The organism is Devosia ureilytica (genome assembly GCF_024273195.1).
In the GTDB taxonomy this organism is placed as follows: Bacteria; Pseudomonadota; Alphaproteobacteria; order Rhizobiales; family Devosiaceae; genus Devosia; species Devosia ureilytica.
Map to the genome: position 1 here is coordinate 304,605 of NZ_JAMZCU010000004.1, position 22,275 is coordinate 326,879.

Annotated in this window: 20 protein-coding genes; 3 read left to right on the forward strand and 17 right to left on the reverse strand. The window is 62.8% G+C overall.

From position 1 onward, the window contains the following. The first annotated feature begins 4 nt into the window (after window positions 1–4). Window positions 5–784 (forward strand): endo-1,3-1,4-beta-glycanase ExoK, encoded by a 780-nt coding sequence (gene exoK / locus NIM87_RS12855; protein WP_254675086.1) that lies wholly within the window; start codon window positions 5–7, stop codon window positions 782–784. After that, window positions 781–1,674, forward strand: a complete 894-nt coding sequence (locus NIM87_RS12860; RefSeq protein ID WP_254675087.1) for a polysaccharide pyruvyl transferase family protein — start codon at window positions 781–783, stop codon at window positions 1,672–1,674. The genes exoK and NIM87_RS12860 overlap by 4 nt, the downstream gene beginning before the upstream one ends. Here NIM87_RS12860 and NIM87_RS12865 read toward each other — a convergent pair. The 7 genes from NIM87_RS12865 to NIM87_RS12895 all read right to left on the reverse strand — a co-directional run bounded on the left by NIM87_RS12865 (window position 1,671) and on the right by NIM87_RS12895 (window position 8,279). Then, entirely contained in the window at window positions 1,671–3,146 is a 1,476-nt protein-coding gene (locus tag NIM87_RS12865; protein ID WP_254675088.1) for a lipopolysaccharide biosynthesis protein, read from the reverse strand. The two genes, NIM87_RS12860 and NIM87_RS12865, sit on opposite strands and share 4 nt — an antisense overlap. Further along, complete coding sequence (locus NIM87_RS12870; protein WP_254675089.1) at window positions 3,143–4,147, reverse strand: glycosyltransferase; 1,005 nt, start codon at window positions 4,145–4,147, stop codon at window positions 3,143–3,145. The genes NIM87_RS12865 and NIM87_RS12870 overlap by 4 nt, the downstream gene beginning before the upstream one ends. Beyond that, window positions 4,098–5,387 carry an O-antigen ligase family protein gene (locus tag NIM87_RS12875; protein ID WP_254675090.1) on the reverse strand — a complete coding sequence of 430 codons (1,290 nt, stop codon included), beginning with the start codon at window positions 5,385–5,387 and terminating at the stop codon, window positions 4,098–4,100. Before NIM87_RS12875 ends, NIM87_RS12870 begins: the two co-directional genes overlap by 50 nt. Then, on the reverse strand, window positions 5,384–6,586 hold the full coding sequence (locus NIM87_RS12880; protein ID WP_254675091.1) for a glycosyltransferase family 2 protein: 1,203 nt from the start codon (window positions 6,584–6,586) through the stop codon (window positions 5,384–5,386). The genes NIM87_RS12875 and NIM87_RS12880 overlap by 4 nt, the downstream gene beginning before the upstream one ends. A 29-nt stretch (window positions 6,587–6,615) precedes the next feature. Then, complete coding sequence (locus NIM87_RS12885) at window positions 6,616–6,990, reverse strand: hypothetical protein (protein WP_254675092.1); 375 nt, start codon at window positions 6,988–6,990, stop codon at window positions 6,616–6,618. A gap of 11 nt (window positions 6,991–7,001) precedes the next feature. Continuing rightward, window positions 7,002–7,673: a sugar transferase gene (locus NIM87_RS12890; protein WP_254675093.1), complete on the reverse strand. Its 672-nt coding sequence runs from the start codon at window positions 7,671–7,673 to the stop codon at window positions 7,002–7,004. A 423-nt stretch (window positions 7,674–8,096) separates the two neighbouring features. After that, window positions 8,097–8,279 carry a hypothetical protein gene (locus NIM87_RS12895; RefSeq protein ID WP_254675094.1) on the reverse strand — a complete coding sequence of 61 codons (183 nt, stop codon included), beginning with the start codon at window positions 8,277–8,279 and terminating at the stop codon, window positions 8,097–8,099. Between the two features lie 439 nt (window positions 8,280–8,718). Here NIM87_RS12895 and galU point away from each other — a divergent pair, with 439 nt between their 5' ends. Then, the gene (gene galU, locus NIM87_RS12900) at window positions 8,719–9,630 is read left to right on the forward strand and encodes a UTP--glucose-1-phosphate uridylyltransferase GalU (protein ID WP_254675095.1); all 912 of its coding nucleotides are present in this window, start codon (window positions 8,719–8,721) and stop codon (window positions 9,628–9,630) included. Between the two features lie 146 nt (window positions 9,631–9,776). On the opposite strand, the gene NIM87_RS12905 is transcribed toward galU, so the two are convergent. The 10 genes from NIM87_RS12905 to NIM87_RS12950 form a co-directional block, all read right to left on the reverse strand. Beyond that, the gene (locus NIM87_RS12905; protein WP_254675096.1) at window positions 9,777–12,017 is read right to left on the reverse strand and encodes a Wzz/FepE/Etk N-terminal domain-containing protein; all 2,241 of its coding nucleotides are present in this window, start codon (window positions 12,015–12,017) and stop codon (window positions 9,777–9,779) included. A 35-nt stretch (window positions 12,018–12,052) separates the two neighbouring features. Further along, complete coding sequence (locus tag NIM87_RS12910) at window positions 12,053–12,943, reverse strand: glycosyltransferase family 2 protein (protein WP_254675097.1); 891 nt, start codon at window positions 12,941–12,943, stop codon at window positions 12,053–12,055. 3 nt (window positions 12,944–12,946) lie between these two features. Continuing rightward, window positions 12,947–13,945 (reverse strand): glycosyltransferase family 2 protein, encoded by a 999-nt coding sequence (locus NIM87_RS12915; protein ID WP_254675098.1) that lies wholly within the window; start codon window positions 13,943–13,945, stop codon window positions 12,947–12,949. Continuing rightward, window positions 13,942–15,099: a glycosyl transferase family 1 gene (locus tag NIM87_RS12920; RefSeq protein ID WP_254675099.1), complete on the reverse strand. Its 1,158-nt coding sequence runs from the start codon at window positions 15,097–15,099 to the stop codon at window positions 13,942–13,944. Before NIM87_RS12920 ends, NIM87_RS12915 begins: the two co-directional genes overlap by 4 nt. A 246-nt stretch (window positions 15,100–15,345) precedes the next feature. Continuing rightward, entirely contained in the window at window positions 15,346–16,356 is a 1,011-nt protein-coding gene (locus tag NIM87_RS12925) for an ABC transporter ATP-binding protein (protein ID WP_254675100.1), read from the reverse strand. Continuing rightward, window positions 16,338–17,309: an ABC transporter ATP-binding protein gene (locus NIM87_RS12930; RefSeq protein WP_254675101.1), complete on the reverse strand. Its 972-nt coding sequence runs from the start codon at window positions 17,307–17,309 to the stop codon at window positions 16,338–16,340. The genes NIM87_RS12925 and NIM87_RS12930 overlap by 19 nt, the downstream gene beginning before the upstream one ends. Continuing rightward, the gene (locus tag NIM87_RS12935; RefSeq protein ID WP_269468042.1) at window positions 17,299–18,336 is read right to left on the reverse strand and encodes an ABC transporter permease; all 1,038 of its coding nucleotides are present in this window, start codon (window positions 18,334–18,336) and stop codon (window positions 17,299–17,301) included. Before NIM87_RS12935 ends, NIM87_RS12930 begins: the two co-directional genes overlap by 11 nt. A gap of 3 nt (window positions 18,337–18,339) precedes the next feature. Continuing rightward, window positions 18,340–19,314, reverse strand: a complete 975-nt coding sequence (locus NIM87_RS12940) for an ABC transporter permease (RefSeq protein ID WP_254675102.1) — start codon at window positions 19,312–19,314, stop codon at window positions 18,340–18,342. Between the two features lie 71 nt (window positions 19,315–19,385). After that, entirely contained in the window at window positions 19,386–21,068 is a 1,683-nt protein-coding gene (locus tag NIM87_RS12945) for an ABC transporter substrate-binding protein (protein WP_254675103.1), read from the reverse strand. A 129-nt stretch (window positions 21,069–21,197) separates the two neighbouring features. Beyond that, window positions 21,198–22,220, reverse strand: coding sequence for a LacI family DNA-binding transcriptional regulator (locus tag NIM87_RS12950; protein ID WP_254675104.1), 1,023 nt, complete (start codon window positions 22,218–22,220; stop codon window positions 21,198–21,200). Window positions 22,221–22,275: the final 55 nt, after the last annotated feature.

The following is a 22,275-nucleotide window of genomic DNA, read 5'->3' on the forward strand; positions in this document are numbered from 1 at the left end:
GCTCATGACAGCAATTATCCTTGGCGCGATGCTTGTGCCCTCGGTACCGGCCCATGCACAGCAGGGGGCATTTTTCGACGATTTCGACCGGTTGGACATGTCCCGCTGGTACGTGTCGGACGGCTGGAGCAACGGCGCGCACCAGAACTGCACCTGGTCAGCCGATCAGGTCGCGGCCACCGGCGGCATGCTGAAGGTGGGATTTGCGCCAATTCCCAAGGGCGACCGGCAATATCGGTGCGGCGAGATTCAGACGCGCCAGGCCTATGGTTTCGGGACTTACGAAGCCCGGCTCAAAACGCCATCAGGCTCGGGCCTCAACGCCGCCTTTTTCACTTATATCGGCCCCCAGCAGGGCAAGCCGCATGACGAGATCGACTTCGAAATCCTGCTGCGTGACACCACCCATGTGGACACCACCACCTTCGTCAAGGGCGTCAGTGGGGACGGCGAGATCGGCAGCGGGCAGTCCCACGCCTTGCCCCATGGTTCGGACACGGATTTCATCACCTTCGCCTTCACCTGGGAGCCGGACCGGCTGCGCTTTTACATCGACGGCGAATTGGTGCGCACCATGGAAGACCCCGCCACGATACCGAGCAACGCGCAGCGGATCTTCTTCAGCCTGTGGGGCAGCGACACGCTGACAGACTGGATGGGGCCCTTCGCCCCAGTGACCGCGCCCATCGCCATGCAGGTCGACTGGGTGGCCTTCACGCCCCTCGAACAGGATTGCGCCTTCGATGCCTCAATCCTGTGCCAGAACGACAAGGACAAGAAATGAAGCTGGTGTTTTTCCGGGGCAAGGTGCCCAATTTCGGCGACGAGTTGAACCTGACCGTTTGGCCAGCGCTGCTGCCCAAGGGGTTCCTGGACGATGACGAGAGCGAATTGTTCGTGGGGATCGGCTCGATTATCGGCGATCACCTGCCTGCCAAAGCACGCAAATTCGTCATGGGCTCAGGCTATGCGGGCTATATGGGATTGCCCGATGTGCATGACGGCACCTGGGACATACGCTTTGTGCGTGGACCCAATACAGCCAAAACACTCAAGATCGACCCCAAATTGTCGATCTGCGATAGTGCGATCCTCCTGAGAGAAATGGACCTGCCAGCGCCCGACGAGAGCGTGGGCGTGGCCTTCATGCCCCATTATGAGAGCCTGGAGCGTGGAGACTGGGCTTCGGCGTGCCGGCAGGCCGGTATCACGCTGATCGATGCGACGGCCCCCGTCGACAAGATTTTGAGCCAGATCCGCGGCGCCAGGCTTCTTATAACCGAAGCCATGCACGGCGCCATTGTTGCCGATGCACTGCGTACGCCCTGGATCGGCGCCAAACCGATATATGGCGGCCATCATCGCAAATGGCTCGATTGGGCCAGCGCGCTGGATCTGGACGTGCGACTGCATCCGCTCAAGCCCACCAGCATGCTGGAGGCCTACATCGGAAAAACCGGACGGGGCGGCGCGCTGGGCAAGGTGGGGCGGCTCAACGCCTCTGCACTCGGCATATTGCCAAACCGGATCCTGACCAGCATTGCGGCCGGGCATCTGGCGGCCATGTCGCGGCTGGAACCGCAATTGAGCCGCGACAGTGCGATCACCTCCGTGACCGAGCGAGCGCGCGAGGCGGTGGACACTTTCGTGCGGAGCCGGCAGGCCGCGATCTAGCGGCGCCGGGCAAGGCCAGACAGCGCTGCAAGGCGCGCTCGCCCCATCAGCAGGACCACGGCGCCGTAGCACAAGGCCGCGGCGCCAATTGCCGTACCCATACGCCAAAGCGGCTCGGCATCGGCCAATTGAACCTGCACGGCGCTACCAAGCGCCCACATGATCAATGTCGCCAGCACCGGAAGGCCGAAGGTGCGCATATAGGCCAGCACCGAAATACCGATCAGCCGCACGACCATATGGATGGTCGGCAGCCACATCAGGATATTCAGAGCCACCAGCGAGACCGTGAGCGGCACCAGGCCCCAGCTGGAGAAAAGCACAATGTAGAGCACGGTGACGATCTGCTTGCCGAGCACATACCAGAACCAGAGGTCAGCCTGACCCTGGCTGCGGATCAGCGAGGATTGCAGGATGCCGATCGCCGTCAGGAGACCCAGCACACAGAAGGCCTGCACCACGGGCACGGCTTCCACCCATTGGTCGCCAAAGGCGAGCGGAATGAGATCGCGCGCCACGAGCGCCAGACCGGCAAAGACCGGGAAGGCAATGATCGAGGTCGCGAATGTCCCCAGGAGATAAGCATCCCGCAACTTGCTCGGTTCGCGCTGCATGGAGGACAGCAGCGAATAAGAGACAAGGTTGAGGGCACCCGAAAGCAGGTCGGTCAAGATCTGGAAGATGCGCCGCGAAAAGCTATAGAGACCGAGCCAGGCCGGACCAAGGAGGGCTCCGATCAGGATCTGGTCGATACTGATCGTGGCCAGCAGGTGATTGCCGGTGGAGAAAAGGCCAAAGGATCGCAATTCGCCAAGCGCGCGCCAATCGAATTTCAGGCGGGGCCGCCAGCGGGCGGCAACCATGGCGCCGATACAGGTCGTAACCGAGACGGCCAGTTGCGAGGCGGCCAGCGCCCAAAGGCCAAAGCCCAGCCAAAGCAAGCCAATGCAGACCGCTGCGGCCACCAGCGAGGCGACCGTCGTGCGCAGCGCCAGCATTCGAAACGACATGGTCCGCACCAGCAGTGCATTGGGCACCGCGGCGGCCATGTCGAATATTACCCGCGCTGAAATGAAAGGGATGAGGGCGACCAACGCCTCCTGCCCTGCGCTCGCCGCGATGAACGGCGCGACAAGGCAAAGGGCGGCATAGATGAGACCTGATGCGCCAAGGCAAAGCCAGAACACCGTATCGAGGTGGACTGGCGTGATGTTCTGGCGCTGGATCAGCGCTTCGCGAAAGCCGGCGGGAGCCACGGCAAGGCCGATGGTCGCGATGCTGGCGGCAAAGGCGACGATTCCGAATTCGGCCGGCGCCAGCACCCTCGATGTCGCAAGGAAGACCACAAGGCCCAGCGCGGCTGGGGCAAGGCTGCTGACCAGCGACCACAATGTTCCAGTGATGGCCGCCGAGGCCCGCCCGGACCTGAGTTGGGCCAGTCTTTTATCCGCGCTCTCAAGAGCCAGCGTCATCGGCCACCCGTGCCCGCAAGGCCGTCCCGCGACAGCACGAAGCTGCGAAACTCGGGCGTGACGCGGCCGAGGGAGCGGATCATCAGGCCGCGGAGGCGCAAACGCGCAGCCTCAATAGTGGAGACATGCCCGGAAAGCCTTTGGCCGATCAGAGCCTTGCCCAGGTGGATGGCTCGGGTGCTCACAGGAGCGGCAAAGCGCGGATCGGTCATGAAACGGGCTCGCTGTTCGGGGCTGGCTCGCATCCAGACCTTGCGGCGCAAATCCTGGACCGCACGCTTGAGATCGAGTTCGCGCCGCAGATAGCCGGAGGCGAGTTCGGCATTGCGCGTGGTCTGCTCGGCGTTCTCGGCCCAGACCGCGAGAGGCGTGAGGGCGACATAGATCGGCTCGACGATGGAATAGGTGCGAAGGTATTCCTGCAGCGTGGCCGTGCACGGATACTGGATTTCAAGCGGCGAAGCGGCGCGCACTGACCAGAACAGGCCGCCGTTAGAAACACCGATCCCGGCCAGCAGCGACAGGCGGAAATCGGAGGCCGAATAGCGCCCCTCGGTGAACAGATCGTCGAGCACGCCGGTTGCACCGACATGCGCTTCAGGCGTGCCGCTGGACTGTTCGATCAGCTGGTTGCGCAAGACGATTTCCACGCCCTGCTCCTGCGCCAGCGCGATGTTGGCGGCACAAAAATCGGGGAGGATGAAATTGTCGTCCTCGACCACGCAGAAATATTCGGCGCGATGCGGGTTGCTGGCTGAAAAGCACTGATCGATATTGCGCGAGGCAAACAGCTGCGGGCGGTTGCCGGTGTAGCGGATGCGGGTGTCGCCCAAGCTTTCGACCACGGCGCGGCCGCTTTCTTCAGCATCATCATCATAGACATCGCACACCCAATGCGGCCAACTCTGGTCAATCATGGACTGCAACGCCCGGCGCAGGGCCGCCGGTCGCCTAAAGGTGGGGGTGCGGATATGGACGAGGCCGGGATGAAAGTCCGACATGGCTCAATAGTCCTCCGGGATGGTGGCGCACCGGAACCGGGCGCTGGTGGCGCAGGGCCAAAAGGCCCTGGATGGCATAGAGGAGCGTGGCGACGCCCATGATCGAGCGGATCGAAAACTCGAAGAACACTTCCACTTCGATGAAGCTGCGCAGGATCATCAGAGCCTGCAATGACAGCAGCAATGCGTTTGGCGCGTTCGGGCGGGCGAAGGCATAGGCAGCCATCAGCGCCGCGCCGCCGTAGATGAGCGCGACCTGCAGGCCCAGGCCGACAAGGCCGATTTCGACGGCGTTGGAGATGTAGGTGTTGTGAAAGTTGAATCCGGCGCCCGAGGGCACGTCGAACATGGCCCACAATTCCTCGGCCGGCGCAAAGCCGATGACCCAGAACGAACGATAGCCAAGGCCCTGCAGCGGGCGCTCGGCAATATAGCTCAAGCCCGTCGCCCAAAGATCGGTGCGCCCGGTGAGGGTCGCGTCCTTGCCCGATCCTTCCAGGATTTCGGCCATCAACGCATCACCTGCCACGAACACTCCCAAGGCAATCGCGGCCAAGGCGATGCTGACAAGCGCCACGAGCAACAGCTTCTGCATTCCGGTTAGTCGGGTGATCAGCAAGGTCAGCAGGATGATCGCAAGGCAAGGCGCCACCATCAAAATGGCACCGGTCGATTGCGCCAGCACCAGAAGCGGCCCCGAAACAATGGTGCCGGCGACGCCCGAGAGGCGCAACAGGGCCGGCGAGTGGCGGTCCGCGGCTATGGCGACGGCAATCAGCATGAAGACCGCGATATGGGCGGCAAATGCGTTCTTGCTGCCGAAAACCCCCAGCCATGCGCCGCCCGTGCCCGTGCGTCCCAGACCGATGCTGGCGAGGACCCCAATGCCATAGACCGCGAACATAAGGCGCATGAGGGTCGTGGTGGACAGGCGTCCCGTCATGACAATGGCAAAGACCAGCGTAAAGCCCAGCTGCACGCCGTAGCGGATGGAGTTGGATGGATAGAGCGACCAGAGTGCCGTGAAAATGCAGTAGACCGGGAGCAGCAGCACGAACCAGTAGCGGCGGACGCTGTCGACGCTCAACGGCACGTTGCTGATCATCAGCAGCCCGGCGCAGGCGAGAAATGTCAGGGCCGCCAACGGGCCGAGCATGGCATTGAGCACCAGGGCGGCGAAGGCACCGAAGGTGAGCAGGGTGGCCAGGTTGATCGAAAGGCGGGGGCCGGCCAGCATCATGCGTCCTCAGCTGCATGATGGGGCAGAATTTCTGCCTCGGGGATGAACCCGGCCGCATAGCGCCCTGCCTGATCGAGAGGGATACAGCGTATCGCGCCCAGGCCGCGCCGCGCGACCAGGTCCCGCCATATCCGCCGGGGGCGGGGGGCATTCCAATCGGCCAGTGCAACGGGAACATAGGGGGGAACGACTTCCGAAGCGCCCGTGGTCCCAGCCGCGCCCAGCACGAACAGTGGCGAAACCTCCCGCGGGGGTAAAGCCTGGCGATGCTGGCGGCCCTCGCGAAACGAGCGCCAAAGACGCCCCACATGCGCCGGATTGGCAGCAAGCGCGGTGATGACGTCGAGCACCCTGCGCGACTTGATGCTCTCGACCAGCCGCTCATAGGCCAGCCCTTGCCGCAGGCCGCGCAGGCGGCGGGAAAAGGCGCCCAGGACGCGCGGGTCGAGCGGCCCCTGCACCAGGGCGACCTGCCGGTCGATCATGGCCTGCATGTCTGCGGCGGACAGGCGATGGGAGGTGGAGCCGGAATGCCGCCGGTAGAGATAATAGGGTTCGGGGATGACATGCATCCGTGCTCCAGAGAGCAGCAGCCGCAAGACCAGATCGTGATCCTCGCCAATCCGCAGGTCCTCGTCATATCGCAATGGCCCTATCGAGTCCGCCCGGATCAGCGGCTTGAGGTAGCCAAGCGCCGCCGTGGCGTCCGTCCCGGACCGGATCCATTGCTCGGCCGTCACCTTGAAGGGTGCATCGGCGTCCTCACCCAGCAGCAGCCGGGGAGCAGATCCGTCCTCGAAGAACAGCAGCAGATCGTCGGCGATAATATCGGCGTCCCAAACTTCTGCCGCAGCCAGGAGCCGCTCGAACCGTTCGGGGTGGATCAGGTCGTCGGAGTCCACGATGGCGATCCAGCGCCCACGCGCTATATCGAGGGCACGATTGCGGGCACGGGCTGGCCCTCCATTGTCATCGGCGGTCACCAGGCGGACGCGGCCGTCCTCGCGCATGAGCCGCCGGACATGGGCAAGGCTGTCGTCAGCCGAAGCATCATCGCTGACGATGAGTTCAAGGTTAGGCATGGATTGCCGCAAGACCGCGTGCATGGCCGCGACGATCCTGTCGCCGGCCTGGTAGTTGGCCATGACGACACTCACCAGCGGCGCTGATGATGATCGGCCTGGATCTGCGGGAGCCATTGCGCCCTCCATGACGTGCGCGCGTGCCCTCAAGCGACACCACTGCCGACCGCGGGGGTTGGCTGGTTCTGGAGTTCAGCCAGCAGTGTCCCGAACCGTTCGATCTGCGCATCGAGCTGGACAATCCGGGCGCGGGCCGATGCTGCATTCTGTTCGGCCGAGGAGATTTCCGCCTCGTCCTTTTCGGAGCGACGGCCATAGCTGGCGGCATTATCGAGCATGGTGGCAGCCCGCGCGTCGTACAGTTCGAGCCTCTGCTGCAAGCCATCGCGCTCGCGGCGCGCATCGGCGAGTGCCATCGTGATGGCATTGCTCACCGTTTCTATGCGCACCTGATCAGTCTCTGCATCCCGCCCGGGATTGCGGGTGCGGAAGGCCTTGGGGCGGAGGGAAAGTATGGCCATTGCATTTGCTCCTATCGGCTGCCCGTGCGGAGTGCGACGACCTTGATCGTCTTGATCAGGATGATCATGTCGCCAAAAAACGACCATTCGCGGACATAGCGGCAATCAAGCTGCACCCGTTGGTCGTAGTTCACATCGCTGCGTCCGCTGACCTGCCAGAGGCCGGTGATGCCCGGGCGGACGGCGGCATAGTGATCGATATGCTCGGCATAGCGGACGACTTCGTCCTCAACGATAGGCCGGGGGCCGACCAGGCTCATGTCCCCGCGAATGACGTTAAAGAGCTGGGGGAGTTCATCGAGGCTGGTCACGCGCAGGAACCGGCCCAGCGGCGTGATACGGGGATCATTGTGGAGCTTCTGGGACGCCTCCCATTCGGCCCTGGCCTGCGGAAAGTCCTCAAGATATTTTCTGAGGGCCTCCTGCGAGTTGACCACCATCGACCTGAATTTCAGGCAGCGGAAGCGCCGGCCATTCAGTCCGACCCGCTCATGCGAAAACAGGATCGGGCCGCGGTCGGTCGAAAACATGATGACGGCAATAAAGAACATCGCCGGCAGGGCAAAGACCAGCATCAGCGAGGCGGCACAGACGTCGAATGTGCGTTTGGCGTTGCCTCCCCTGGGTCTGGAGGTATTGGAGGACGTACTCGATGCGCCGAGTTCGGCGTTGATGATCGACATGATGTTCTCTCACGCGGATGGGGCCAAAAGGGCCGGTTCGAACCTGTCTTTCACGACGTGCGGAAGGGTTCACAGAAGCGATGGTGCTTGTGCGAAGCCCAATGCGTCAGTCTTTAGAGTTGGTCCCTGGGCTTCTGTCCGGGGACGGGCAGTGGCCGGATGTCAGTCCGCGATGGCGGTCCAAATCTCAGCTCATGCACCGAGGCAAACATGCAGGGAAATGCATGGCAACGCTTGTCCTGCATGGCTGTCATGCAGGCCATTGCCTCAATATCACCCAAAACGAAGGGATCAGCCATCGTTGCAAATCAATGGCTTAAGTAGATTTCGCGCCTCGGCCGAACTCTATTGTCCATTTGCACGGACTGGTGGCCGATAAAGGCCAGATGGCAATATTCTGGCGGCGGTTCCTATCGGTCCCGGCTAAAGGCCAAGCACCAATACAATACCGTTCCAGAGCAGGTAGATGCCAACCCAGGCCAATGCCATGAAGCCGATGGCGACAAGGCCCCAGGGCCAGGGAAAGGGCGCACGTGTGCCGGCTGCCGGGGGCGCCGTCAGCGGAGCCTTGCGTGCCTGCCCGTCATCGGGCCCTTTAGCGTTCACGAAGTCCTCCATGGCCACGTCGCAGGTGGCCCGCAGTCACTGGCTTATTGGGCAGCGCTGAGCCGACAGCGAGGCCACGCCTATGTCACTACCATTGCCGGGTAAATACAACCCTCGCGTCCCGCATAAAATCCCGGTCGGCTTCACGACTGCGTTTTGGGGCGGTGACTTGCGGCTGACGTTGGCGCCCCCGTTCTATTTGGCAAGCGGATCGGTCAGCCCATGAATACTGAAAAATAGGACGATAGACACATTTGAAACAGACATATTACGCGTCATGCTTGTGGCACGTATGTGGCAAATTAATGCAACTCAATTAGATGGAGTCGACTGCATAAGTGCAATCGAGCCATGCGCTCTCTCGTCTAATTTGTTCTGGATCGACTATGGATGCCATGGTCCTCTCTCCTGGTGTATTACCAATCACAAGGAGAGAGCTGTGGTAAAGCGCGTCAAGACTGCCGTGTTTCCGGTCGCTGGTCTCGGAACCCGATTTTTGCCCGCCACAAAGGCCATGCCCAAGGAGATGCTGACCGTCGTCGATCGGCCATTGATTCAATATGCGGTGGATGAAGCGCGTGAAGCCGGGATCGAGCATTTCGTTTTCGTCACCGGCCGCAACAAGGGGATCATCGAGGATCACTTTGATCGCCAGTTCGAGTTGGAAACTACGCTCGAGGTTCGCGGCAAGGTCGCAGCGCTCGATGAGCTCCGCCAGGATCTGCCCTCCGCAGGACGCACCAGCTTCACGCGCCAGCAAGAGCCGCTCGGTCTCGGCCACGCAGTGTGGTGTGCCCGCGAAATTGTGGGGAACGAGCCGTTCGCCCTGCTCCTGCCGGATATGCTGTTCAAGGGCCGTCGCGGCGTGCTCAAGCAGATGATGGAGACCTATGAGGAGAGCGGTGGCAACATCATTGCCGTCGAGGAAGTCGCACCCCAGGACGTATCGGCATACGGGGTGGTCGGCCGGGGCCCTGGCGACGATACCGGCTTCCGCGTCACCGGAATGGTGGAAAAGCCCAGGCCGGACGAGGCCCCATCGAACCTCATAATCTCGGGGCGCTACATCCTGCAGCCCGAAATCTTCACACTGCTTGCCGATCAGCCGCGCGGCGCGGGGGGCGAAGTTCAGCTCACCGACGCCATGCAGACCCTCATGCAACGCCAGCCCTTTGTCGGCGTCAAATATGAGGGGCAGAGCTTTGACTGTGGCTCCAAGATCGGATTTCTCGCCGCAAATGTCGCCTATGCCTTGGACAGGGACGACATTGGCGACGACTTCCTGGCCGCGCTCGCCAAGCTGGGCCTGCACACTGCGCTTATCGACGGCCTCAAGATCGCCGCAGAATGACAATCTCGACGCTGCCCGGAACGCCTTGAGCGCAGGATCGACATCGCTGGTCCGAAAGCCGCCTGACGGGCTTTCGGACCAGGCTCATCGCATACCAAGGGCCATGGATCGGTGTCCGTCGCACCCAGGCTCGGGCCTTCCCACTTTCAGCGCTGCGCCGGTTCCATTTCCGGGCTGGACCGCATGTCGCCGCGATAGGCGAAACGTTCCAGTCCGCCTGCATCGGTGAACCTGGGCAGCTTGCCCAGATCAACCTTATTGAGCACCACCCCGACGATGTGATCGGCCAACTCTGGCTCGCGTTCAAGCATGCCGCGCAGCAGGCGGCGAGGCGTTCTACCCCAGTCAACCACCAGGACACTGGCATCGGTGTGCGGCAAGACCGTCAGGGCATCAATGACCGGCCCCAGGGCCGGAAGATCGATGAGGACATAGTCAAATTGGCCACGCGCCTCGGCCAGGACTTTCTGCATGGCGATGCTCGAAAGGTCCCCGCCCCCGGCTTCGGGGGCCGCGGCCGATAGCGTGACCAGGCCACTTTCCAGATCGGTTTCCGCCACGCGACGCCAGTCACCTTGCTGCGACGGCATGATGCGGGCCGGCAGGCCGGATCGGTCAGCACCGATATCGGCATCGATCAAAAGCACACGCGAACCGATAGCCGCCAGCATCTCGGCCAGCGATCTGGCGAACGTGGACTTCCCCTCGTCCGGCAGGACTGAAAGGATACTCAGTATGGCCGTGCCCCGGTCAGCCATGGGCTGGAGCACCAAGCGCGTGGACTTGAGCGTCTCCATCAGGGGCGCTCCCCATCGGCGGCCGATCCGCGCCCCAAGGGCACCGCGCACAAGGGTACGGATATCCTTGCGAAGGCGGTCGGACGGGGCATCGCCATCCAGGTTCAGGGCGGGGACATAGCCGAGAAACCGCAACCCGAGTTGCTGGCGTATCTGCGCGCCGGTACGGAAGCCGCGCTCCCGCAATTCGTTCAGCATGCCCAGCACAACACCGGCAAAGCTACCGGCGATAAGAGCAGCGGCCAGGATGACCATGGTGCGCGGGCTTGAAGGGGCTTCGGGCAGGAGCGCGTCGGTAACGATGCGGACGGATGGAATAGGGAAGCTCTGGCGCTGCACCGCTTCCTCGTAACGGGCGAGATAGCTGGTATAGAGCGCCTGCAGCGCGGCAGAGCGCTGTTGGAGCTCATTGAGGCGCACCTGTTCCTGGCTGATGGCGCCGGCATTCTGGCCCTCGGCGGCAATATCGGCCCGCAGGCCCGCTTCCTGCTGGCGGGCAATGGACAACTGGGTGCGGTACTGCTCGTCCAGGTTCTGCAGCAGCGCAAAGATGCGACTGTCGAGAGCGGATTTTTCGGCCCGCAGCGTCACCAATTGCGGGTGATCGGCACCGAAGCCTGCTTCGATTTCGGCGATGCGGCTGGTGAGCGTGGCAACCTGATTGCGAAGCGTTGCGATTTCGGCCGGATCGGTGGTCGCGTCGCCCAGCAGAGCGACAAAATTCGATGCGGCCTGGGGACCGGCCGCGACCACGGCCTGCAATTGTTCCGACAATGCCCTGAGCCGGGCCATTTCGGCCTGGGCCTCGGCGAGCTGATCAGACAGCGCTTCGATGCGCCGCGTCGTCAGATTGCGATCCTCGCCGACCGAAAGACCCGTCTCGTCGCGGTATTGCTGGATCGCCAGACTGGCCTGACGCTGGCTTTCCCCGATTTCGGCAAGGCGCTGCTCCAGCCAATCGGCCGCGGCGCTCGTGGCTTCGAGTTCGGCATTGAGCTGGTCTTGCAGCAGCGCGTTGGCGTAAGCGCTGGCAATGCGCTGTGCCAATTCGGGGGTGGGGGCCTCATAACCCACGCGGATGATGGAACTGCGTCCCATCCGGTCCACCTGCACGTTCGAGCGCAGCATGCCCACGACCTCGTCCTGGGTCGCTTCGAGCATGCCGGACTGTGGTCCCTGCCCCAGCCCGACAAACCCCTTGATCCGCTGGGTGAAGGACGGTGGCGGATTGAGGAACTCCTGATCCGTGGTCAGGTTTTCTGCCTCCGCAACCGAACGGGCGACCCGGCTGGAGCGCAGGACCTCGACCTGATTGAGCACCTGGGCCTCAAGATCCGTGGCACTTGTGGAGGCTGGCCCCTCTCCGGTGACCTGTTCAAGGTTTCTGTCGATCAGAATTTGCCCGGCCGACAGATAACTGCGCGGGGCCAGGGTCAAATAGATGACCGCAAGCATGATCATGAAGGCGACGCACAGCACGAGCACCAGCGCTTGGCGCCTCAGCAGCGATACAATGCGCTCAAGGTCGATGGTCTTGATGTCCGATGGCTGGGGCGCCAGCGCTTCCGGGTAGCTGGATTTTTCAAGCATGGATGTGGTTTGCCTTCCTGAGTGGTGGGCTTCGATCAGCTCGAAGCCGGCTGCCCGTAATGCTGGGCCTGGCGCATGCCCAGAATGCCTCCCGCCACTCCGACGTGGAGGACGGCGCGCAGCCAATTGCGCCGGCGCTGTATGGGAGAAAACGCGGTCAGGCCCGTCATCAGGCCGCAGTACATGATCTTGGCGGCGACCACGGGGAGCGCCCGAAGGGGCGCCCCACGCATCAGCGTGCCATGGGTCTGGCCGAAGCGCAGGCGCCGGCGGATCAGCCAGGCCATGGTGGCCCTATCGGCCGGCACAGGCTCCTCGACCAGGGCATCGGGGGCATAGTCAATGCTGCCGCCAAGCGCGGTCAGGCGATAAAAGTAGTCCGTGTCTTCGCCACCGGTGCGGCCCAGCGCCGGATCAAAGCGCAGGTGGCGCACGGACGCAGTGCGCCGAATGAGGACATTGCAGGTGTAGCCGGTGCGAATGGTGCCTTTGACAAAGACCGGCAGGGTCGAATGAAAATCGCCACCCACCATCCATGCGGGGGCCGTGGCCGGATAGAGCGCCCGAACCGGACCAAGGACGGAAGTGGCGTCGCTGGCTTCCGCCTTTTGGACCAGTGCGGCGAGCCATTGGCGGCTGACCACTTCGTCATCATCGACAAAGGCAAGAAAATCCGCCTGCGCCGCGTCGAGGCAGGCATTGCGGGCGATGCAGATATTGGCCGCGGGGGCATGCACATAATGCAGCGGAAACGGCAGTTGGCCTTTCATTTCGTCCACCAAAGGACGTGCCGAGGGCTCGACGTCATTATCGGCGATGATGACGCGGATGGCGTGTCCTGCCGTATCGAGCCGCCCGATTGAGCGCAGTGTTTCGGCCAGGAAGGGGCGCCGGAAGGTGCAAATGGCAATATCTACGCTGGCCATGAACTAGACTGCCTCTCGCCGGAAAGGCCGTTGCAGCACATGGACCCAGAAGCCGGATGACCACGCCAGGTGCATGATCATTGCCGCCCAGCCAACCAGGGGCGACAGTGCGATGGGCAATTGCTGTTGCGGGTCGTATTTGCGGGCGGCGTGCATGCCAAGAGCGATGCAGCCCAGCCCCCAAAGCGCCAGCGGCACCAGGAATGCCCAATGCACAATCGACAGCCCGGCCAGGAGCACCACGGGCAGAATGGCCAGCGGCGCTATCTGCCTGAGGCGCGGGCGCATGCGGTGCTTGAAAATATTGCGCGCTCTCCCCCCGCCATAGCCGAAATACTGGCGGAAGAGCCCGGCCATGGTCGCGCGGGGATAATAGGTCATGCCGGTACGGTCAGTGAGCCAGATGACGTGACCAGCCTGGCGCAGGCGATGATCGAGTTCGGCGTCCTCGTTGAAGCGGAAGCTTTCGTCATAGCCCCCGACCTCATCGAAGGCCGCCACCCGCATCAAGGCATGATGGCCGTGGTCCACCGGCCCCGGCCCCTTGCCCGTACGATGGGCGGACCCGCCCGTTCCGATGGGGGAATTCTGCGCGGCGGCCACCGCCCGCTGGAATGGCGCGTGCCCCACCGTATCCATGGGGACGACCACGCTGCCTACCCCCCGTTCTTCGGCCTCTGCGACGAGGCGTCGACAGTAGTCAGGCGGATAGCTGCCGTGGGCATCGATCCGAATGAGATAGTCGTGGTCGCGGCCAAAGCGTTCCACGGCCAGGTTGATGGCGGCGGACTGGATGCGGCGCGGATTGACCAGAAGCGTGATGCAGGGCGTCAGGGCAGCCCTCGCCGCAACCACGGCCCGCGTATCGTCACTGCTGCCGCCGTCGGCGACCACAATACGCGCGCCCAGGGCCTCGGCCTCCACCAGCAGGCCATCGAGCAACGGGCCGATATGGCGGCCTTCGTTGAGGGTAGGCACGACGATGAGGGTGCGAGCGCTCATGCCGCTAGCTCGAATTCAGTCTCGATGGCGGCAAGGCGGGCGAGGCGCTGGACCAGTTGCTTGCACTCGGCGGGCTCGCAGCGGAAACGGCTCGGATCAAGGGCTGCGACGGACTGGGCGAGAGCCTGCAAGCGCTGCGGGGTCATGGAGTCGAAAACGCCGGCCAGTGTTGCCGGCTCGATATCGGGCAGGACGATGCCAATCCCCAGGCGCTTGATAAAGGCCGCGGTCTCGGTGCCGGCCAGCGCAATGGGGATCGCGCCGTTGAGGCAACCTTCGTAAATGCGATTGGGCAGCAGCCAGGCCGAATTCTGGCCCTCCTCGAAGCAATCGATGGCCCAGGCGAAGTGCACCGCCGAATAGATCGCGGAGAGATCATCGGGATAGCGATACGGGCCAGCAAATTCGAGGAAGGGGGATCGGGCCGTCGTGCCGTGAAAGTCGTCGAATTCGGTGAGCGCCGGGCGGCCCCTGAGGGTCACCTGGACCCGACCGCTTTGTAACCGCGACACTGCGTCCAGGGCAGCCAGCGACTTTCGGCAACGCAGGGCGCCGAACCAGCCGATCTGCAGCGGCCCGCCTGTGCTGTCGCGTGCCGGATTTCGGCCAATGGGGGCCGTGGCTGGGGCCAGAACCTTGTTCTCGACCAGCATGGCCGGCGGGGCGGCCTGTTGGTCGAAGTGATTGGCAAGGAAGGCTGGCGAACTGGTCAGCAGCAGGCCTGCTGGCTGCATGAGGTGTTGCTCAAGGCGACGCATGGCGCGGCCAAAATGGTCATCGCGCAGCATCAGCCGATGCAGGTCCAGACATTCATAGACCAGCGCCGGCGGCCTCTGCCAGAGCGGCATCAGAGAGTTGGCAATTGCCAGCATTTCAAGGTTGCGCGCGATGATCACATCGGGGCGGCCAAAGGCCCTGCCCCAGCCACGCGCGGTAGAACTGGCCCTCAATGTCGCGAGCAAACGGTGCAGCATGCGCGCGTCGTGGGTAACGCCGAGTTCGACCATCCGGTCCGCGCTCAACTGCGCCGGCTGAGCATCGGCGCGACGGAAGCCTGCGACAGAAACCCGAGCGCCGCCCAGGCGCAACATCTCCACCCGGCGGGACACCGCGGGATCGGAGAGATTGGGAACCAGATACAAGACATTTGGCAACGAGGCATCTCCAGTCCCAGGCAAATAGCCTGCTGCGACATGAGCGACGGAGGGCGAGCCGAGTTGGTCGCCTTTGGATAGGCGACACGACGCACCTGCACGAATGCCTGAGTGGAGAATGAGCGAAAGATGCGGTCAACCGAACGGGGGGTGACTCAGTAATGCGCTTCACGCATGCCAAAAAGCAGCCGCAATCGCCCCTGCGTGAGTGGGGTGCGGCCACGCCAGATCCGCAGACCTGACCGGCTAGAGATTATGACATCGCACCATGTGCCCCGCGCCGACCACTGTTGGCCCCGGCATGGTTTCCTTGCAGATCGCCGTCGCACTGGGGCAGCGTGACACAAAGGGGCAGCCACGGCTTTGGCGGGTCCATAGGGGAATATCGACGGCACGGCGGGCGCGGCCGGTCTCGATCTTGCGCTTGGGGTTGGGAACCGACTCGATCAGCAGTTGCGTATAGGGATGGCGCGGATTGTCGGTAATGTCCTGGCTGGGCGCCTGCTCCACCAGGTGACCGGCATACATCACCGCGGTTTCCTCGGCGAAATAGCGCGCCGTGGCGATGTCATGGGTGATGTAGAGCGCTGCAAGCTGCCGGTCGCGCTTGAGGTCTTCGAGCAGATTGAGAATGCCCAGCCGCACTGAGACGTCGAGCATCGAGGTTGGCTCGTCTGCCAGCAACACTTCAGGCTGCACCGAAAGGGCGCGGGCGATGGCGACACGCTGGCGCTGGCCGCCAGAGAGTTCATGCGGGCGGCGCTTCAGATAGTCCGCCGCTGGCCTCAGGCCGACACTTTCGAGCAGGGTCAGCATTTCCGCCTCCACTGCCTTGCCCTTGAGGTCGGGGCGATGCAGCCGCAGCGGCCGTTCGAGATGGTAGCCGATGGATTGGGTCGGATTGAGCGAGCCGAACGGGTCCTGGAACACCATCTGCACCTGCGCGCGATAGTGCTGCATGCGCTTGCCGTGAAAGCCGGTGATGTCGTCGCCGCGATAGCGGATCACGCCACCGGTCGGCTGATAGGCGCCCGCCAGCATACGGGCGCAGGTGGATTTGCCCGACCCTGACTCGCCCACCAGCGCCAGCGCCTTGCCCCGCGTCAGCTTCAAGGTTACGCCCGAAAGCGCCTTTAGGAACGTCTGGTTGAGGAAGGCACCACCGAGCACGAATTCCTTGTCGATATTGTCCATTTCGAGGACCGGCGCCTCGCCGATCCGGGCCATCTCGGCTCTGTCTAGTTCAGCAAGTGACATGCGGCCTGGCTCCGGTGTTCGGGGTAAAAACGCAGTTCGGGAGCATCCGTGCGACAGACCTCCATGGCGTGCGGGCAGCGCGGCGAAAACCGGCAGCCCTGCGGCAGGTCGCGGATATCGGGAGGCGTGCCCGCAATGCCTTCCAGCCGCACGCGCGGACCGGTCAGGGGCGGAAAGCTGTTGCCGAGCGCCCGCGTATAGGGATGCTGCGGATCTGTCAGGATCGCTTCGGCCGGCGCAACCTCGACGAGTTCGCCGGAATACATCACACCGATGCGATCGCAGAATTCGATCATCAGCCCGAGGTCATGGGTGATGAACAGCACCGAAAAGCCCAGCCGGTTCTTCAGCTCGACAATCTGCTCGATGATGTCGCGTTGCACCACCACGTCGAGGGCCGTGGTCGGTTCGTCCATGATGATCAGCTTGGGTTGCAGCGCCAGCGCAATGGCGATGCAGATGCGCTGTCGCATACCGCCCGAGAACTGGTGCGGAAAGTCGTCGAGCCGTTTTGGCGGGATGCCCACCAGCTCGAACAGCTCCACCGCGCGTTTCCGGGCCCCGTCCTTGCCCAATTGCGGTTCATGGGTCTCGATGACGTCCATGATCTGCTCGGACACCGGGATCACCGGGTTCAGCGCGTTCATGGCCGACTGGAAAACGAAGCTCACCTCGTTCCAGCGATAGGCCTTCAACCGTGCCTTGTCGAACTTGAGCACGTCCTCACCGTGGAGGCGCACCTGCCCGCCCGAGACCAGCCCCGGCAGACGCGTCAGCCGCGCCAGCGCGAAGGCGACGGTGGATTTGCCGCAGCCACTTTCGCCGGCGAGGCCAAAAGCCTCGCCCTCGCGAATGTCGAAGTCGATGCCATTGACGGCGCGGGCGACGGAATGCTCGCCCACATAATCGACGGTGAGGTTGCGCACCTCGATCAATGCCCGATCAGAAGACATCGGCGCTTCTCCCGCGGCTGGAAAGGAACTTGCGGATCAACCCGATCTTGCGCGATGCCCGCAATTGCGGATTGGTGATTTCGTCCACCGAGAAATTGACCATCACCAGCGCGGCGCCGGTGAGCATGATGGCGATGCAGGGTGGCCAGATTTCCCACCAGGCGTTGCTTTGCAGGGCCAGGTTGTTCTGGGCCCAGAACAGCATGGTGCCCCAGGTGATGGCGTTGGGGTCGCCAAGGCCGATGAATTCAAGTGCAGCTTCGGCAAGGATGGCAGCAATAGTGCCCAGCACCAGCCCGCTCATGAAGAAGCTCAGCATATTGGGGAAGATTTCCACGAGGATGATCCGCCACTTCTTTTCGCCCATCAACTCGGCGGACAGCACGAATTCGCGGGTGCGCAGCGACAGGGTCTGGGTTCGGATCGTGCGGGCCGACCAGCCCCAGCCGGTTGCGGCCAGCACGGCGCCGATGACCCAGGGCGAGGCCGTCTCCACCATGGTGGCAATCACGATGATCAGTGGCAGCCCCGGCAGCACCAGCACCACATTGACGAAAAAGGTCAGGATGTCGTCGACACGTCCGCCGAAGTAGCCGGCGGAAATGCCGATGGCGAGACCGATCAGCGCCGCCGTCAGCCCGGCGCCAAATCCAACAGTGAGGCTGATCCGGCCGCCATAGGCAAGCTGGGTAAAGACATCCTTGCCCATGCGGGTGGTGCCGAGCACGTGTTCCTGGCTGGGCATGACGTGGGGGCCACCGGCCCGGCGATTGGGATTGTAATCGCTCAGCATCGGGCCAAAAATCGAGAACAGGATCAGCGCCAGAAGAATGACGACGCCGGTCATGCCCTTGGGATTGGTGGCAAAGGCGGCAAGGCCGGGCGGCAGGCGGCTGGTCCAGCCGGGACGGCGCTTGACGTGCAATTCCTTCATCAGTTGCGCCTGGCTTGGCGCCGCCGACGCAATGGCCGCGGCATCGAGGCGATCGGTGAGGGAATAGGACGACGACTGGGTGATTTCGGTCATGGCTCAGCCCTTCCTCAACCGTGGATCGAGAATGACATTGGCGATGTCGGACAGGAGATTGGCGACCAGGACTGCCGTGGTCAGCAAGAGAAGCTGGCCCTGGATGAAGGAATAGTCCCTCGAACCGATGGCGGTGAAGGTGAACTTGCCAAGGCCCGGATAGTTGAACACTTGCTCGGTCACCAGCGCTCCGCCCAGCATGTAGCCGACCGAGAGCGCCAGCGAGGTGATCTGCGGCAGGATGGCGTTGCGCGCCACGTAGCGGTATTTGACCCGGTTGTCGGACAGGCCCTTGGCCCGCGCCAGGATGACAAAATCGTCGTTGAGCAGGTTGATCATGACGTTGCGCATGCCCAGGTGCCAGCCGCCAAAACTCACGAGGAATATCGACAGGACCGGCAGGGTGGCGTGATAGAGCACGCTGCCGATGAACTGGAAATTAAAGGCCGCCATCAGGTTCGGATCGTGGGCGCGCCCCAGTGGAAACCATCGCAGCTGCAGCGAAAACGCATAGAACAGCACCAGTGCCACGATGGCGGGCGTGAAGGCGTTCATCATGACGTTGATGGGCGTAAAGAAGCTGTCGAAGAAGCCGCCGCGGTTCCAGGCAGCATGGATTCCCATGATCGAACCGATGGTGAAGGCCAGCGCAATGGCAAGGCCCACCAACACCAGCGTCCAGGTCGCGCCGTAGAACAGCAGCGATGCGGTGGGTTCGGGAAACTGCACCGTCGAGATGCCGAAATCGAGCCGGAATACGCTGCCGACATAGGTGAGATATTGTTCCCACAGGCTCCCCTCCAGCCCGTAGGACTGGCGGATGGCCGCAACCTGGGACTCGTTCAGGCGCCCTTGGAACGAGGCAATGATGCGATCCGAGGGGTCCCCCGGCATCAGGCGCGGGATCAGGAAATTGAAGGTAATCGCTAGAAAAAACGCCGCGAAATAGAACGCGAGGCGTCTGGCCAGGAAGATCATGGCGGTCCGGTCCTTTCCACGGAAAAACCGGCGGGGCCCTTGGGAGGCAAGGGTCCCGCCGCGAGCTGAGCCTAGAACTCGGCGCCGTCGATGGGCTTGAGCGCCAGAGCATGCCAGACACGCTCACGGGTGCCGTCATGGACCTGCGGACGGAACTTCTGGTCGTCCTCGGTGACCCAGCCGGAGAAGCGGCGGGTTGAGTATTCGTACCAGATGGGGTTCGCGAACAGCGAGATGACGGGCAGGTTCTCGGCGACGGCCTTGTGGATGTCCGTCAGCGCGGCCTTCTGGGTGGCTTCGTCGGCCGAACCCTTGAAGACGTCCAGGGCTGCCTCGACTTCGGGGATCTGCATCTGGTGCATGGCCTGGAAGTCGATCTGGCCTTCAACCATCAGACGCGGATTGAACATCGGCGAATACTGGTTGTAGGGCGTTGGTCCGCCGTTGGTCCACATGACGTAGACGTCGAAATCGCCGCGCGGCACAGCATCGAACCAGGCGCCCTGGTCCACTGTCTTGAGCGAAGCGTTGACGCCAATATCCTGCAGGTTTTCGGCGACGGTCTGTCCCGTGTTGACCCAGTCGGTCCAGCCCGATGGCATCGAAATGCCGAAGGCGATGGGCGAGCCATCAGGATTGTCGCGCCAGCCGTCACCGTCGGCATCGACGAAGCCGGCGGCATCGAGGATAGCGATGGCTTCTTCCGGGTTGTACTCCATCAGGGCCTTGTAGGGCTCAAGAGCGGCCTCGTCGTACCAGGTGTTGTACATTTCACCGGTGCCGATGGGGAACTTGGTTGCCGTGGTCAGGCCGAAGGTCGAGATGTCGAGCAGGGTCTGGCGGTCGATGGCAACCGTCATGGCCTTGCGGAACTCGAGGTTGTCGAACGGGGCCTTGGTGGTGTTGAGCTGCAGGTTCACGTCCGAACCGGCCGGCAGCCAGTAATTGTTGAACTCGGACTGCGGCAGGAAGGTCACGTCGGGATCGGTGAGGCCGTCACCGAGCCAGTCGAGATCGCCGGCCGAAAGCGCGGCTACGGTCTGCTCATTGCCATTCATCTGCGGGAAGCGCAGGCAGTCGATGGCGTTTTCGTCGTTGTAGCGGCTCAGTTCATTGCGGCACAGATCATGCCCGTTGCGCGAGAAATTGGCCGGCTTGGTCCAGGGACCGGTGGCCACTACTTCGAGGTTTGCGTAGTTCTTGGGATCGTCCACGCCGCTCCAGACATGCTCTGGCAGCGGGTAGAGACCGTTAAGGCCATAACGGGCCAGGGCGTCGGGCTCGTTGAGGTTGAACTTGACGGTCAGCTCGTCGATCTTTTCGGCACTGACCACATTGCCGGTTTCGCCATTGTAGACGTCGATCCCCATCGGATAGTCGGGGTGCGCCTTGGCATATTCAAAGCTGAAGACGACGTCGTCGGCATTGAAATCCTCGCCGTCGCTCCACTTCACGCCTTCGCGCAGCTTATACGTGATGGACTTGAGGTCCTCGCCGATTTCCCAGCCAACGGCCAGCGCTTCCTCGTTCTCGCCGGGGTGCCAGATATTGTCGATCCAGAGCGGCTCATAGGCAAAGTCGCGCATGCGCTGCTGCGGGCCGGTCGGGTTGTTGGGGTTGTAGTTCTCCACCATCGCATCGGTGTGATAGGGCAAAAGCCGCAGGATGACCTGGTCCTGGGCCATGGTTGGCGCCGTGACGGCCAACGCGGTCACACCAACGCTCAACAGAGCAATCGCTCTGATCGTTTTCATTGAAAGTCCCTCCACTTGTTTCTCCTCCTCGTGGATCAGTCATTATGGGATCGATCCCACACTCCTCATGGAATCGATGCACCTTCTTGTTGTTATCCGGCCCGGTATCAGCGCTGGCCGGCGCAGCGGTTAGGCAACCTCCCTTTCCTGTCGTGGTGCGCTGACGCTCGAGCGGACCACGAGGCTGGTTTCGACTATGGACTGCAAGGGACCCGTTCCGGGTTCTCCGAGCAGCTTGAGCAGCAGCGAGGCAGCGACCTCGCCCAGCGTATCGACGGGCTGCCGCACAGTGGTCAGGGGCGGCCACATGTGCTTGGCGTGAAAGGCATCGTCGAAACCCATGACCGACACATCCTCGGGCACGCGCAGCCCCGCATCACGCAGGGCCAGCAGCACACCGGCGGCCATGTCGTCGTCGCCGGCAAAGATGGCGGTAAATTCGCGCCCCGACCGGATCAGGTCGGTCGTCGCGGCATAGCCGAAGTCCTGATGGAAAATGCCGTTGACGATGTGAATGTCTTCGAGGGTCAGGCCATGGTCGGCCAGCGCCGCGGCAATACCCTGCATGCGCGCCACTGTATCCCCGAAGTCGGCCTGACCGGACAGGTGCACTATTTTGCGGTGCCCCTCGTCGAGAAGATGGTTCATGGCGGCCCGGGCGCCATCGAAATTGTTGAGGATCACCCTGCCCCGTGAGTTCGGGAAGGGATTGTGGCCGATCGAGACCACCGGGATACGTGCCTGGCGTACGATGTCCACCACGTCCTCGCGCATCGGCCGTTCGAGATAGACCACGATACCGTCGCAGGAGCGGTCGACCAGTTCGATGACGGCGCGGGCTTCCTCGTCCTGATCGGCATAGCCCGACGACACGATCAGCGACTTGCCGGCCGGACGTGTGGCGCGCTGCACGCCATAGATCATATTGGCAAAATAGGGCGTGCCGACGTCGACCATGACGGCGCCGATGAGGTTGGAGCGATTGGAGCGCAGCGCCTGCGCCAGGGTATTGGGGCGATAGCCGAGATCGGCGATGGCGCCCTCGATGGCCTTGCGCTTGCTTTCGGACACATAGCCATTGCCCGCCACCACCCGCGAAACGGTGGAGCGCGAAACGCCGGCTCGTTTTGAAACGTCGGTGATGGTGACCATACCGCCCGTGTCCTCCCCGTCGGCCTCTTGTGGGACCGATCCCACAAATGATGAA